Raw genomic sequence first — 13795 nt, forward strand, 5'->3', positions numbered from 1 at the left:
CTCACGGTGTTGTGGGATCGCCTACTCCAACGGTTTCGCCTTGGTCTCTGGCATGGCCAGGACGACGACGGTTCCGATCAGGAGCAGTACAACGGAGTAGCCGATGAACAGATCACCGCGCCCGCTGGTGGCCAACCAGGTCTGCAGCAACGGTGCGGTGCCGCCGCACAGCGCCACGGCCAGTGAGTACGGCACGCCGATCCCCGCGGCCCGCACGTGCGTGGGGAACAGCTCAGCGAGGACCGCCGGCAGGATCGACACCACCAACGCGATCGTGACGCCCGCGATCGTCATGGCCAGCGTGAGCTGCCATGCCTTGTTCTGGATGAGACGGTTCAGCGGAAAGGACAGTGCCGCTGCGGCGAGGGTGAAGAAAACAAAGTTCGGCCGTCGCCCGATACGGTCGGACAGCGCACCGGCGAACGGCAACACCACGATCATGACCGAGGTGGCGATGACACCGGACCACAACGCCTCGGGCGCCGGGATGTGCTTCACGGTGATCGCGTACGCCGGAGCGGCGACCAGCCACGTGTAGAAGAACACGGTGCCGCCGACGACGAGCCCGATGACGCGCAGCCCCGCGATACGGTTCTGCCAGATCCCCCGCATCATGGAGGGCCGGGAACCGGTCTGCCGCTCGGTCCGTGCCTGCTCGTACGCGTTCGTCTCGCTCAGCGTGCGACGCAAGACGAGCGCGACGATGCCGAGCACCCCGCCGACCACGAAGGGCACCCGCCAGCCCCAGCCGACCATCTGCTGCTTGGCCAACACCGTGGACAGCGTGGCACCGAGCAGGGTGGCCACGAGGAGGGCCGACATGCTCGAGATGCAGATGATGCTCGACCATAGACCCCGCCGAGGCGCCGGAGCCACCTCGGCGATATAGGTGTGCGAGGAGGCGATCTCGCCGCCGTAAGCAAGACCCTGAATCAACCGGGCCAGCACGAGCACCACCGACGCGGTCAGGCCCACACTCGAATACGTCGGAGCAAGACCGATCAGCAAACTGCCGGCCGAAGCGAGACCAACCGACAGCAGCATCGACATGCGCCGGCCGTGCCGGTCGGCGAGCCAGCCGAACAGGAAGCCGCCGATCGGACGCATCACGAACGCCACAGCGAACACCGCATACGTCGCCAGCAGCGCGGACACCGGATGCTTCAGGTTGAAGAACTGCGCAGCGAAGAACGGCGCGAAGATCGCGTAAACGTTCCAGTCGTACAACTCGATCGCGTTGCCCACCCCAGTACCGACGATCGTACGCACCCGCTGTTGCCGACTAGGGACCGAAGCAGCCGTAGAGCGAGCCATGCCATTCCCCTCACCTAGGATGTCGTTGCCCTGGCTTGTCGATCCTGATCTGACGCATCCTTTCTCATCCTTTCTCATCCTTCGCCGCACACGCGGCCAGCGACCGTTGCGACCCGCTCGATTGTGCGGTCCTGCAGGCGTGGGTTGGTCGGTGTGGACGGATGATCCGCCCGTCCGGAAGTAGCTCGCTGGTGTCCTCGAACACCACGACGCCGTTCACAACAGGCTCCACCCCTGTTCCGGATGGGACGCGACGACCAAGGCCACGGTGTGGTCGGGCGAGGTCGCTGGCGGGCAGGAGGGCTTGGTGCTGACACATGGCACACCTCTCTACAATCTTGCAACTACGGCGGTTCGCCGTCTGAACATCACCAGCTTCGCGGCCGGGATCCGGCTACGACACGGGAGAACCCCTGTGCCGGTACCTGTGCTGGAGAAAGCAGGGATCGGCTGCGGCGGTTCGCTGACCGGTGCTGGCCGGGCTTAGCGTGACGTCGTCATGGCCGTATCGGTGTCACCGCCCCGCGGCGGTAACCTGCCCGTCGACGTGACAAGCTTCGTAGGACGTCGCCACGAGTTGGGCGACGTGCCACGTTCGCTGTCCGACTTCCGGCTGGTGACGTTGACCGGGGTCGGCGGTGTCGGGAAGACCCGGTTGGCGCTGCGTGTGGCCAGGGAGCTGCACCGCCCGTTCCGAGATGGGGTGTGGCTGGTCGATGTTGCTGGGGTGAACGACCCGGCGTTGCTGGCGCCCGCGGTCGCCTCGGCGCTTGGCCTGCGTGCCGTGACGGCGGATTGGCAGGTGAGCCGGCTGGCGGAGCACCTGGCGGACAGACAGGTGCTGCTCGTGCTGGACAACTGCGAGCACATGGTGGCCGGTGCGCGGTGCTGGTGGACGCGTTGCTGCGTTCCTGCCCACAGCTGCGGGTGCGTGCCACGTCTCGGCAACCGTTGGGGGTTGACGGTGAATGCACCATGCGGGTGCCGTCGTTGTCGGTGCCGGAGCCGGATCAAAATTCCGCCGCCGGCGGAGGCGTTGATGCGGGTATGAGTCGGTCAGCCTGCTGGCGGAGCGGGCTGCGGCGGCGCTTCCGGGGTTCGAAGTGAGCGCCGACAATCGCGAGGCCGTGGCCCGGCTCTGCCAGCGCCTCGACGGGATCCCGCTGGCCATCGAGCTGGCGGCGGTACGGCTACGTGCACTGTCAGTGCAGCAGGTGCTGGATCGGCTCGAGGACCGGTATGGGCTGCTGCGCACCGGCAGTCCGGCCGCGATGCCCAGACAGCAGACGCTGCGGGCGCTCATCTACTGGAGCCCTCGGCTACCACAGCCCCACCGACCACGAACGAACCCTCACATCAGCTACCCTGCAACAGATCGCGGCATAACCCGGTGTCCACATCCCGGGGGAAGCCCACAACAATAGGCGTCGAGGTGCTTAAGGTCACCGGTCACGGCGTAGAGCTGGGCCTCGAGCGTCAGTCGGTCGGTGGCATCAGTTAGGTCCTGGGCCAGTTGTTTGAACTCCGCCTGCCGACTGCTGGCCGCCTGCTCGCGGGCGATCGCGGCACGGACATTGACCGTGGCGATCAACAGGCCCGCCGCCATCACCGCGAACACCACGCCGACGGTCACCGCCAGTGTTGACTGCTTTACACCACGCTCGCCCATCATCGACCCCGAACCCATAGTCAGCTCCACGGCTTGCTTCGACACCGCGTTGCATCGGTTTCTGGTCCGTCTCGCGAAACTGCGGTGGTTGAGCCGACGTCGCCGGCCCGGGATCGGCCGGTCAGCCAACTCGTCCACATCCGCAGCGTTGGACCTGTGCAGCCGTTCGCGCATCCATTCTCGGGTGACAGCCACCGGGACCGGAGCTCACGACGCGTAGTGACGGCGTCGTAAGTGCCGCGAAGGCTGTCGAGATTGCTGAGACCGGGCCTGAACAGGGCCATTTGCTACCTGGTTGGCCCGTGGAAATGTCGTCGCGCTGTCAGTCGATAGCGAGGGTTAGAATGGTGATTCACCACGATCCACCATGAATGACATTGGTTTGATGGGCTTGCGGCAGCACGTACAACAATCGCCGGCATGTGGCCGGTCGCCGTCCGGACCGAACGCGTGTCCCACGCGTCATGGCGCGGGAAGTGGGCGATCGCTCATCGAACGCCTGATGTCGGTCCTGGCGAACCCGACGGCTCCGCCGGTCGCGCTCGGGCTCGTGGTCGCGGTGTCGCTCATCATGGCAGAGACGCTGGTGCTGTACCCGATCAAAGCGGCCACCCACGAGAGTCCCAAAGGGGCGGTCTACCTGATCGGCGTCTTGGTGGTCTCGGCCGTGTGGGGGGCCAGGTTGGGCGCGGTGACATCAGTGCTCAGCGCCTTCGCCTACAACTACTTCCACATCGCGCCCTACGGGCGGTTAGCACTCTTCACCTCCGGCCAGGATGTCGTACGGCTTCTGGTCTTCACTTGCGCCGGGCTCTTGGTCAGCGTCCTTACGGACCGAGCCCGGTTACGCGCCGTCGAGGCGACCGAACGCCGCCGGGAGGCCGACCTCGCGGCCGAGTTGGCCAACCTCATCCTCGGCGCCGCCGAGTTGCGCTCCGTGCTCACTGCCGCGTCACAGCGGCTCGCGCAGGCGTTCGAGTTGCCGTCTGCGGCGATCGAGCTCGGGGCGGTCGCGGCCGACGAGCGCCGGGCGGCGTTCGCACTGTGCGACGGCGACACCCGCCTGGGCACTCTCCTGGTCCCCGTCGACCTGTCCGACCACACACTCGACCGCATCCAGCAGCGCATTGTCCCGCCTATAGCGGCACTGCTGCGCGCGGCGCTCGACCGCGAAACGATCACCAACTCGCTGACGGCGAGCCGTGAACAGGCCACCTCGCTTGCCGAGCAACAGGCCTCATTGCGGCACGTGGCAACGCTGGTCGCGCGTGGTGCCTCACCGGACGAGGTGTTCGACGCGGTGATCGAGGAGATGGGCCGGTTGTTCGGTTGGGAAAGAACGGCGCTGCACCGCTACGAGCCGGACGGCACAGCCACCGTCGTCGCGGCCCGTGGCTGGCTGGGCGGCGTGCGGTCGCTCAGCCTCGACGGCGACAGTGTCATCGCTACGGTGTTGCGCACAGGCCGCGCGGCCCGGATGAACAGCTACGATCACGCCGTTGGCAGCATCGCCGCGCTGGTACGGCGCATGGGAATCCGCTCGGGTGTCGGCGTGCCGATCGTGGTCGAGGGCCGTCTCTGGGGCGTGGCCACCTACGCGTGCATGGCGCCCGAACCCCTGCCGGCCGACACCGAAGCACGCATGGCCGACTTCACGGAACTCGTCGCGACCGCGATCGCCAACGCCGAAAGCCACGCGCAGCTCACCGCGTCCCGTGCTCGCGTCGTCGCCGCCGCCGACGACGCCCGCCGCCGTATCGAACGCGACCTGCACGATGGCGCACAGCAACGTCTCGTCGCGATCGCCCTCCAACTGCGCGGGATAGAGGCGTCGCTGCCGACCGACCTCGACCCCATCCGGCACCAACTGTCGGACACGGTGAATAACGTGACCTGCGTCCACCAGGAACTGCGTGAGGTCTCCCAGGGCATCCACCCGGCGATCCTGTCCGAGCGCGGACTCGGGCCAGCCCTCAAGGCCCTCGCCCGCCGCAACCCGACACCGGTCGACCTCACACTGGCCATCGACGGGCGACTGCCCGAGCGGGTCGAGATCGGCGCCTACTACATCGTGTCAGAAGCGCTCACCAACGCCGCAAAACACGCCAGGGCAACTGTGGTTTACGTCAGCATCGAAGCGGATGACGCGAACCTCCGGCTCTCCATCCGTGACGACGGCATCGGCGGAGCCAACCCCGGCAAAGGCTCCGGACTGATCGGCATGCAAGACCGAGTCGAAACCCTCGGAGGCCACATGGAAATCGCAAGCCCACCCGGCCAAGGGACTGCACTGCTGGCCGATTTCCCCGTCAACGACATCCCCATCGACTATGCGTGAGAGTGAACGGCCGTCCCACCCGCTCCAAGACGGCCGCCAATCTGTAGACGGCTTGTCCCACAAGCGGAGTTGAAGTATCAGACGGGGTCCTTACCTCGGACAGCGGGTCACCTCCGCGCCCGTACACGGCGGCTGTTCACCATGCCGCACAGCTCAGCATGCTAAACGATCATCCACAAAGGACAACAGTCCCTGCCGACAATCTTTGTTAGGAACCCATCACACGCGCTACCTCCACTGCTGACCCGCTTGGTGGCCGTTGTGTGTGCGTGCGGTCGGGCCAGACAGCGCGCATAGCCTCGAGGGTCGGCTGGAGTACCGCCTCCACGAGTGACTCGGTACGAAGATGTGTGCCGCGTTGGTAGTCCGGATTGCGAACCATGGTGGAGAAAGCCTTCCGGGGCGATGTCCAGCGCCAGCAGCCCGCTCCGGCGGTGGTGCGGACGTGGCCGCCGCCGGTGGGGGTGCCGGGGAGACCGCAAGCCCCTCAGCATTGCAGTCTCCCCGGCGGATGCGCCGCGGCGTGCCGCGGGCCCGGCTGGCCGCGGCGCGAGGCCGAGCCATCGAACGATGCTGTCGGGGGCGTCATGGCATGGTCCGTTGCGCAGGCGAACCGCCCGCCGCGGCACGGTCAGGCCGACGACGGTCGTTCCGCGTCGTCACCCGCATGCGAAGCTGCTGCGGACGAGGCGCGACGGACGAGGCGTCACGCGTGCGCTCGGGCAGCAGGCCCAGAAAACACCGGCGGCGTCGCTGAGCACGCGGCACGGCCGCTGCGGGCGCACCCCTGTCCGGGCCGCTGTCGGCAGTTCGGCTGGGCGTGGGTGCGGGGCAGCTGAGGCCACACCGCGATACCCGGCAGATGCTCGCGCGCCCGTCCATCGGTGAAGTCCGATCGGGTGTAATGCTGCTGAGCGGTGCGGATCACGTCCCTCGGTGCCTTTGTAATCGGCCGCGCGCCGTATCATCTGCCGTGCGGTCATCGCAGCCTCCCTCGCAGGTGATGGACTCGGGAGAGAGGTTGCCGAGCTTCCAGGTTTGGTTTACGGCATATTTCACGAGATTTCGTGTCATCGAACGGCGCGAGCTCCGCAACATAAACAGTGCCCGCGGACGTTCCTGTCGCCGCACCAGAGGAGCTCAAGGTGAGACCACCATTGGTCACGCTCGTAAACCCGCAGCCCCACCCCGAATACACGATGCCCGTCGATGCGCTTGACCTGTCGACCCGGTACCGATCACGTCGCTGCTGCCGGGGCGGTCACCGCGATCGGACACCAGTACCGAGGCCGAACGCGACCTGCGTCCGGCCAAGACCCGCAGAAGATCTCCGCGCGGTTCACCTCCGAAGTCGTCACCTGAGCCCGCTACCGCATCCGCGTGGCGCGGACCCTTCGCGCTGAACTTCCTGCAAGAACGTGTGCAGAGCACCGCGCAACTCTTCGCCTCCAGCGCGCCCGACCGCTTCGACGCTGTGCGGTGGAACATCTTGCCAGAGGCTGGTGGACCACACCTCAACAACGACGCCTACCCGGTCGCGGACTGCCGAGTCTCCCGCACGGTGCCCGTCGGGCGATCCACGCCGTGGTCTTCGGTGCCGTAGACCACGGCGCAGCGCGAAGTCGTCCACGCCCAGCACCGCCGGCGTCCCCGGCGCCGGGACGGACGTGCTGCGGATCAGCCAGACCAACGTCCATCCGACCGACCCACACCGCGATGCCCTCCCCCAGTCGCTGCCTGGCACCACCGGACGTAGGCGAACACTCCGTCGCCGACAGCGTGGTCGGAGGCGAAGTGAATCGGCTGCGCCAGCGCGTTGCCGACCGCGATCGAGACGAACCTCGACGTGCTCGACACCTCCGACCGCTGATCCGACCACTGATCCGGACACCGGCCCCGTCGCTGGCCCGTCAGCCCACGCCCGGAGCGGGGCCGCCCAGGCGGCCCCCTTCTCGCCAAAGACGCGCGTCAGACCACCCCCAGGTCGAGCATGGCGTTGGCGACCTTGAGAAGCCCGCGATGTTCGCCCCGACAACGTAGTTGCCTGGGGCTCACCTGCACCGTGTTCGACCTGCCCGCCCTGCAGCAGTTCACCAAGGCGTGGTTCGCTGACCCCCGGTCCAGGACCGCGGAGTAGTTGCCGGTGTCCGCTCGAGTCGTCGTCCGGCGCCGTCGACCCTGACAGCATCGACATCGGCTACCGGTTCTACGGCCGCGACGCCGGCCTCGGCGACCGCGAAACCCACATCGGGCAGCCCCACGAACCCGGCGCGGCGCTCACCTTCGCCGACGATGCCGTCACCGTCCTGCTCGACGGCAGGAGCACGCCAGGACAACACCCGACGGACCAGATGGGCTGGACGAGGCAATCGAGCACCGCGCTGCGGTGTCCAGGCGCATGGGACGGTCATGGTGCAGGTGAGCGTCGCGATCGCTGACGCGTTGGTCCGGATCCGCGCCTACGCCCATGCCCAAGAGCGATCTCTCAACGACGTGGCCGCGGACATCGTCGCCCGGAGACTGCGCTTCGACGAGAACCAGGATCAGGACCGCGGATGAGCATCACCCAGACCATGGCAGGCAAGGTCCGGAGGCAGTCTTGAGCACCCCCTCACCCTCGGCGAGGTCCGCCGTCTCTTGGCACACCTGATCACCATCGTCCGACCAGGTGACCACATCGATCGATGGTCACGATGGCGCGGATGCCATCAGTTCAGGGTCAGAACCAGCTACTACCAGCGAAGACCTGGTGAGAGATCGTCCCGACGGCGGACACGACATCCACGAACACAGTCGGCATCCCGGCGACCACCGGGAAACGCCGTCCATCGGGCCGACCCGATCGAGCGGTACGGCCTGACGGACGATGGTACCGCCGCGGCCACATTTGACCGGTAACGCAAGGTAGCCGATGGCAACTAAGCGTGACGGAACCGGGCGGCCGTGTGATCTGGTCCGCACGCACACCGCGCGGCCTGTACGACGGTCCGTGTGTTCCTGCAGACTGCTTGTGCTCTGCACTTTGACGGCCCCGCCGAGACCGAAATCGAGATCCGAGATCGAGACCACCGCGACCACCAGAGAAGGAGCACGCGCGCCGCATGTTCACGAAGATGCTGGTGGCCAACCGCGGAGAGATCGCAATCCGCGCCTTCCGCGCCGCCTATGAGCTGGGAATCTCCACGGTCGCGGTGTACCCGTACGAGGACCGCAACTCGCTGCACCGGGCGAAGGCCGACGAATCGTACCTCATCGGCGAGCGCGGACACCCGGTCCGCGCGTATCTCGACGTCGACGAGATCATCAAGGCCGCCCGCCGGGCCGGGGCGGACGCGGTGTACCCGGGGTACGGCTTCCTGTCGGAGAACCCGGACCTGGCCGCGGCGTGCGCGCGGCACGGGATCACGTTCGTCGGCCCGCCGCCCGGCGTGCTGCACCTGACCGGCAACAAGTCCCGCGCGGTCGCCGCGGCGCGCGAGGCCGGCGTGCCGGTGCTGCGCTCCTCCGAGCCATCCGATGACGTCGACGCGCTGGTCGGGGCCGCGGAGGCGATCGGCTTCCCGGTGTTCGTCAAGGCGGTCGCCGGTGGTGGCGGGCGCGGCATGCGGCGGGTGACCGAGCCCGGCGAGCTGCGGGAGGCGATCGAGGCGGCGTCGCGGGAGGCGCGGTCGGCGTTCGGCGACGGCACGGTGTTCCTGGAGCAGGCGGTGATCAGCCCGCGCCACATCGAGGTGCAGATCCTCGCCGACGCACGCGGCAACGTCTCGCACCTGTACGAGCGCGACTGCTCTGTCCAGCGGCGCCACCAGAAGGTCGTGGAGATCGCGCCCGCGCCCAACCTGGATCCCGCGCTGCGGGAGCGGATGTGCGCCGACGCCGTGGCGTTCGCGAAGGCCATCGGCTACGTGAACGCGGGCACGGTGGAGTTCCTGCTCGACCAGCGTGGCAACCACGTGTTCATCGAGATGAACCCGCGCATCCAGGTCGAGCACACGGTCACCGAACAGATCACCGAGCGCGACCTTGTCATCGCGCAGCTGCGCATCGCGGCCGGGATGTCGCTCGAGGAGCTGCGGCTCACCCAGGACGAGGTGCAGATCTCCGGCGCGGCGCTGCAGTGCCGGATCACGACCGAGGACCCGGCCAACGGCTTCCGCCCGGACGTGGGCACGATCTCGGCGTACCGCTCCCCCGGCGGCCCGGGCGTGCGGCTCGACGGCGGCACGATCCACACCGGCGCCGAGGTGAGCGCACACTTCGACTCGCTGCTCGTCAAGCTCACCTGCACCGGTCACGACTTCCCCAATGCGGTACGCCGGGCGCGGCGCGCGATCGCCGAGTTCCGTATCCGCGGGGTGGCGTCCAACCTGCCGTTCCTCGCCGCAGTGCTGGACGACCCCGACTTCCAGCAGGGCCGGATCACGACGGCGTTCATCGAGGAGCGGCCGCACCTGCTGCGCACCCGCCCGTCCGCGGACCGCGGCACGCGGATCCTCACGTACCTGGCGGAGACCGCGGTGAACCGGCCCAACGGCGCCCGCCCGCACGTGGTCGAGCCGGTCGACAAGCTCCCGCTGTGCGACACCGGCGCGCCCGCCCCCGACGGCTCCCGCCAGCTGCTGCGCGAGCTGGGGCCGGAGGGCTTCGCGGCGCGGCTGCGCGCGCAGGCCGCCGTCGCGGTCAGCGACACGACGTTCCGGGACGCGCACCAGTCGCTGCTCGCGACCCGCGTGCGGACCCGGGACCTGCTGGCGGTCGCGCCGTACGTCGCCCGGACCGTGCCGCAGCTGCTGTCGCTGGAGTGCTGGGGCGGCGCGACGTACGACGTGGCGCTGCGCTTCCTCGCCGAGGACCCGTGGGAGCGGCTGGCGGCGCTGCGCGAGGCCGTGCCCAACGTGTGCACCCAGATGCTGCTGCGCGGGCGGAACACGGTCGGGTACACCCCGTATCCGGTCGAGGTCACCGCGGCCTTCGTGCAGGAGGCGGCGGCGACCGGGATGGACATCTTCCGGATCTTCGACGCCCTCAACGACGTCGCCCAGATGCGCCCGGCCATCGACGCCGTGCGGGCGACCGGGACCTCGGTCGCCGAGGTCGCGCTCTGCTACACCGGCGACTTGTCGGATCCGGGCGAGCGACTGTACACCCTCGACTACTACCTGCGCCTGGCCGAGCAGATCGTGCAGGCGGGGGCGCACATGCTCGCGATCAAGGACATGGCCGGCCTGCTCCGCCCGCCGGCGGCCCGCGCGCTGGTGCGGGCTTTGCGGGAGCGTTTCGATCTTCCGGTACACCTGCACACCCACGACACCCCCGGAGGTCAGCTGGCCACGCTCGTCGCGGCGGTCGACGCCGGGGTGGACGCGGTCGACGCGGCGGTCGCGTCGATGGCCGGAACCACCTCGCAGCCCGCGCTGTCGTCGCTCGTCGCGGCGACCGACCACACCGACCGGGCGACCGGCCTGTCGCTGCAGGCGGTCTGCGACCTGGAGCCGTACTGGGAGGCGGTCCGCAAGGTCTACGCGCCGTTCGAGTCCGGGCTCGCCTCCCCCACCGGTCGGGTGTACCACCACGAGATCCCTGGCGGGCAGCTGTCCAACCTGCGCCAGCAGGCGATCGCGCTCGGGCTCGGCGACCGGTTCGAGCTGATCGAGAACTGCTACGCGGCCGCCGACCGGATGCTGGGCCGGCTAGTGAAGGTCACCCCGTCCTCCAAGGTGGTCGGCGACCTCGCGCTGCACCTCGTCGGCGCGGGCGTGAAGCCCGAGGGCTTCGAGGCCGACCCGGGCGGGTTCGACGTGCCCGACTCGGTCGTCGGCTTCCTGCGTGGCGAGCTCGGCGACCCGCCCGGCGGCTGGCCCGAGCCGTTCCGCACCCGCGCGCTACAGGGCCGCCCGGCGGCCCGGTCCGTGGCCGAGCTAACCGACGAGGACCGGCAGGGGCTGCGCGACGCCCGCCGGCCCACGCTCAACAGGCTGCTGTTCCCCGGCCCGGCACGAGAGTACCTGGCGCACCGCGAAACGTACGGCGATACCTCCGTGCTGTCGAGCAAGGACTTCTTCTACGGCCTGGAGCCCGGGGTCGAGCACGCCGTGGCCCTCGAACCGGGCGTCACGCTGTTCCTGCACCTGGAGGCCATCAGCGAGGCCGACGAGCGTGGCTACCGCACCGTGCTGACCACGCTCAACGGCCAGATGCGCCCGGTGACGGTGCGCGACAAGGCGATCCAGACCGACGTCAAGGCCGCGGAAAAGTCCGAGCGCACCAACCCTGCGCACCTCGCAGCCCCGTTCGCGGGCGTGGTCACGCTGCAGGTCGGCCCGGGCGACACGGTGGCGGACGGGCAAACAGTGGCCACGATCGAGGCGATGAAGATGGAGGCCGCGATCACCGCCCAGCGCGCCGGTACCGTGACCCGCGTGGCGATCGGCAAGGTCCAGCAGGTCGAGGGCGGCGACCTCATCCTGGAGATCGGTTAGCAACCCTCGACCAGGCCACCAGAGAAGGGGTACGGTTCGGGTGAGAGGGCAACCAACGTAGAGCGTTCCGATGAATACAGAGCCGCTCGATCCGGCCGGGTAGTAGGGCAGCCGGACTTCGAGACCCTTCCCCGTGTAGGTTCGTTCTGAAGCTTTTGACCTTCCAAGATCAATCGGCGTGATGACCGCCGGCCGTCGTCGGGGTGAGACCGCTGCGAACGCTCGCCACGATGCTCCTATGGATGTCAAGAGGCGGGTTGAGGGTCGTTTGAGGCGATGAGCTGGTAGAGCTCGCGGGCGATGTAGCGCTTGAGGCAGCGGATGATCTCTTTCTTGGAGAGGCCTTCCTTGGTGCGGCGTTGCACGTATTCGCGGGTGCGGGGGTCCCAGCGCAGGCGGCAGAGCACGACGCGGTAGAGGGCTGCGTTGGCCTGCCGGTCGCCGCTGCGGTTGAGCCGGTGTCGGGTGGTCCTGCCGGAGGAGGCTGGGATCGGGGCGACGCCGCAGAGCATGGCGAACCCGGCTTCGCCGGTGAGCCGGTCGTGGTTGTCGCCGGCGGTGACCAGTAGTTGGCCGGCCACGTCAGCGCCGACGCCGTTGGCGGCGAGCAGGCCGGGGTTGATCGTGGCCACCAAGGGCTCGAGGACTTCGTTGAGGTCGGCGATCTCGGTGGATAGCTGCTGGTGGCGGCGGGCCAGGGAGCACAGGGCGATCGCGACGGCGGTGCCTGGCGATGCGGCGTCGGCCCGGTCGGGCTGCAGGCCCGCGCAGACGATGATCAGCTGTTTGACGGTCAGGCCGCCCAGCTGGGCGCGCAGTTCGTCGGGGGCGGTGACGATCAGGGTCTTGATCTGGCGTTGGGTGTCGGCGCGCTGCTCGACGGCGCTGCGGCGGGCGATTCGCAGGTTGCGCAGGGCTTCGACGCGGCCGTCGCGGTGTTTGGGGATGCCGGTGCGGTCGCCGGCCAGGGCGGCCTTGGCCGCGGCGATGGCGTCGATCGGGTCGGACTTGCCCTGGAACCGGCGGGTCTTGCGGTTGGGCCGGTTGACCTCGATCACCTCGACCTGTTCGCCGCGTAGCCGGCGGGCCAGTCCGGCCCCGTAGGCGCCGGTGCCCTCGACGCCGACCCGGCCCAGCCGGCCGAACCCGCGCATCCAGGCCAGCAGGGCCGTGTATCCGGCCGCCGTGGCGGGGAACTGCTCGGTGCCCAGCACCCGGCCGACCGGATCGATCACCGCGGCGGTATGGGTGTCCAGGTGGGTGTCGACGCCACCGGCGACGTCGAACGCGGCGGTATCAGGTGTAATGGAGGGCATCGTCGTCCTGTCGTTCGTGACTGGGGGCAGGGCGGCACGCACCAGCCGGGCAACGCGGACAAGACAGAGATGGGGCCTCTAGAGACCTTTCGGGGTCAGGGTTTGGGTGGGGATAGGCCGGTGGCGGTGAGGTAGCTGTCGAAGAGGCCGTGGCGGTATTGCATGCGTTTGAGGCGGTTCTTGACGGTGTGTTCCAGGGCGGTGGCGGTCCGGGTGGCGAGGTTGGCCAGGCTGCGTTTCAGTGCCGACCAGACCTTCTCGGTCGGGTTGAGCTCGGGGGCGTAGCCCGGTAGCCGGTAGGCGTGCAGCCATGGCCGGGCGGCGATCAGCGTGCGCATCCGGGCGGACCTGTGGGTGTTGAGACCGTCCCAGATCAGGATGATCGGTCCGTGAAGCTGCTGGTGAGCGGCGTCGAGCATCCGGGCGAAGTCGTTCTCCCGGAAGCCTTTCGGTTCACCTTTGCGGCCCAGGTGCAGCATGGTGCGGTAGATCAGCCGCGAGCGGTCACCGGGCCGGTAGCAGACCAGACCCGCCACCGAGACCCGGACGTTGCCGGCGGCGGTCACCGACACCACCGGCGTGCCCCCGCGCGGTGCCCAGGTCGTGGCCTTCCTCGCCCGCAACGTCTGACCGCACTCGTCGGCGAAACAGATCCAGGCGCTCAGCCGCCGCGCGACCC

10 protein-coding genes and 1 pseudogene are annotated in these 13795 nt (G+C 68.6%); 5 read left to right on the forward strand and 6 right to left on the reverse strand.

Features of this window, described 5'->3' with window-relative positions:
- Positions 1–21: 21 nt before the first annotated feature.
- The 3 genes and pseudogenes from ABD332_RS58705 to ABD332_RS60390 form a co-directional block, all read right to left on the reverse strand.
- A complete protein-coding gene (locus ABD332_RS58705; RefSeq protein ID WP_344515669.1) occupies positions 22–1245 on the reverse strand; it encodes an MFS transporter in 1224 nt (407 codons plus the stop codon).
- 133 nt (positions 1246–1378) lie between these two features.
- Positions 1379–1570: pseudogene (locus tag ABD332_RS58710) on the reverse strand (DUF5999 family protein); the annotation flags it as partial.
- Positions 1531–1638 carry a DUF5999 family protein gene (locus ABD332_RS60390; RefSeq protein WP_425552467.1) on the reverse strand — a complete coding sequence of 36 codons (108 nt, stop codon included), beginning with the start codon at positions 1636–1638 and terminating at the stop codon, positions 1531–1533. The gene ABD332_RS60390 and the pseudogene ABD332_RS58710, both read right to left, overlap by 40 nt.
- A 175-nt stretch (positions 1639–1813) precedes the next feature.
- Here ABD332_RS60390 and ABD332_RS58715 point away from each other — a divergent pair, with 175 nt between their 5' ends.
- The gene (locus ABD332_RS58715; protein WP_344515671.1) at positions 1814–2365 is read left to right on the forward strand and encodes an AAA family ATPase; all 552 of its coding nucleotides are present in this window, start codon (positions 1814–1816) and stop codon (positions 2363–2365) included.
- Positions 2366–2674: 309 nt separating this feature from the next.
- Here ABD332_RS58715 and ABD332_RS58720 read toward each other — a convergent pair whose 3' ends face one another.
- Positions 2675–3157 (reverse strand): hypothetical protein, encoded by a 483-nt coding sequence (locus tag ABD332_RS58720; RefSeq protein ID WP_344515673.1) that lies wholly within the window; start codon positions 3155–3157, stop codon positions 2675–2677.
- A 328-nt stretch (positions 3158–3485) separates the two neighbouring features.
- Here ABD332_RS58720 and ABD332_RS58725 point away from each other — a divergent pair, with 328 nt between their 5' ends.
- The 4 genes from ABD332_RS58725 (at position 3486) to ABD332_RS58735 (ending at position 11800) form a co-directional block, all read left to right on the forward strand.
- A complete protein-coding gene (locus ABD332_RS58725) occupies positions 3486–5321 on the forward strand; it encodes a DUF4118 domain-containing protein (protein ID WP_344515675.1) in 1836 nt (611 codons plus the stop codon).
- Positions 5322–6720: 1399 nt separating this feature from the next.
- Complete coding sequence (locus ABD332_RS60395) at positions 6721–6924, forward strand: hypothetical protein (RefSeq protein WP_425552468.1); 204 nt, start codon at positions 6721–6723, stop codon at positions 6922–6924.
- An 815-nt stretch (positions 6925–7739) separates the two neighbouring features.
- Positions 7740–7880 carry a hypothetical protein gene (locus tag ABD332_RS58730; protein ID WP_344515677.1) on the forward strand — a complete coding sequence of 47 codons (141 nt, stop codon included), beginning with the start codon at positions 7740–7742 and terminating at the stop codon, positions 7878–7880.
- A 542-nt stretch (positions 7881–8422) separates the two neighbouring features.
- Entirely contained in the window at positions 8423–11800 is a 3378-nt protein-coding gene (locus tag ABD332_RS58735; RefSeq protein ID WP_344515679.1) for a pyruvate carboxylase, read from the forward strand.
- A gap of 245 nt (positions 11801–12045) precedes the next feature.
- On the opposite strand, the gene ABD332_RS58740 is transcribed toward ABD332_RS58735, so the two are convergent.
- Together ABD332_RS58740 and ABD332_RS58745 are read right to left on the reverse strand one after the other, a co-directional pair.
- Entirely contained in the window at positions 12046–13116 is a 1071-nt protein-coding gene (locus ABD332_RS58740; protein WP_344515681.1) for an IS110 family RNA-guided transposase, read from the reverse strand.
- Between the two features lie 95 nt (positions 13117–13211).
- Positions 13212–13795 (reverse strand): transposase (locus tag ABD332_RS58745; RefSeq protein ID WP_344515683.1); only part of this gene is annotated, 584 nt, incomplete at its 5' end.

It is taken from the genome of Dactylosporangium maewongense, assembly GCF_039531485.1.
Taxonomy (GTDB): Bacteria; Actinomycetota; Actinomycetes; order Mycobacteriales; family Micromonosporaceae; genus Dactylosporangium; species Dactylosporangium maewongense.

What these genes read in the sequence shown, in the direction of transcription:
- ABD332_RS58720 (WP_344515673.1), bottom strand. Translation starts at nt 3,157, where the DNA reads ATGCGCGAACGGCTGCACAGGTCCAACGCTGCGGATGTGGACGAGTTG.
- ABD332_RS58725 (WP_344515675.1), top strand. Translation starts at nt 3,486, where the DNA reads ATGTCGGTCCTGGCGAACCCGACGGCTCCGCCGGTCGCGCTCGGGCTC.
- ABD332_RS58740 (WP_344515681.1), bottom strand. Translation starts at nt 13,116, where the DNA reads ATGCCCTCCATTACACCTGATACCGCCGCGTTCGACGTCGCCGGTGGC.
- ABD332_RS58715 (WP_344515671.1), top strand. Translation starts at nt 1,814, where the DNA reads ATGGCCGTATCGGTGTCACCGCCCCGCGGCGGTAACCTGCCCGTCGAC.
- ABD332_RS58735 (WP_344515679.1), top strand. Translation starts at nt 8,423, where the DNA reads ATGTTCACGAAGATGCTGGTGGCCAACCGCGGAGAGATCGCAATCCGC.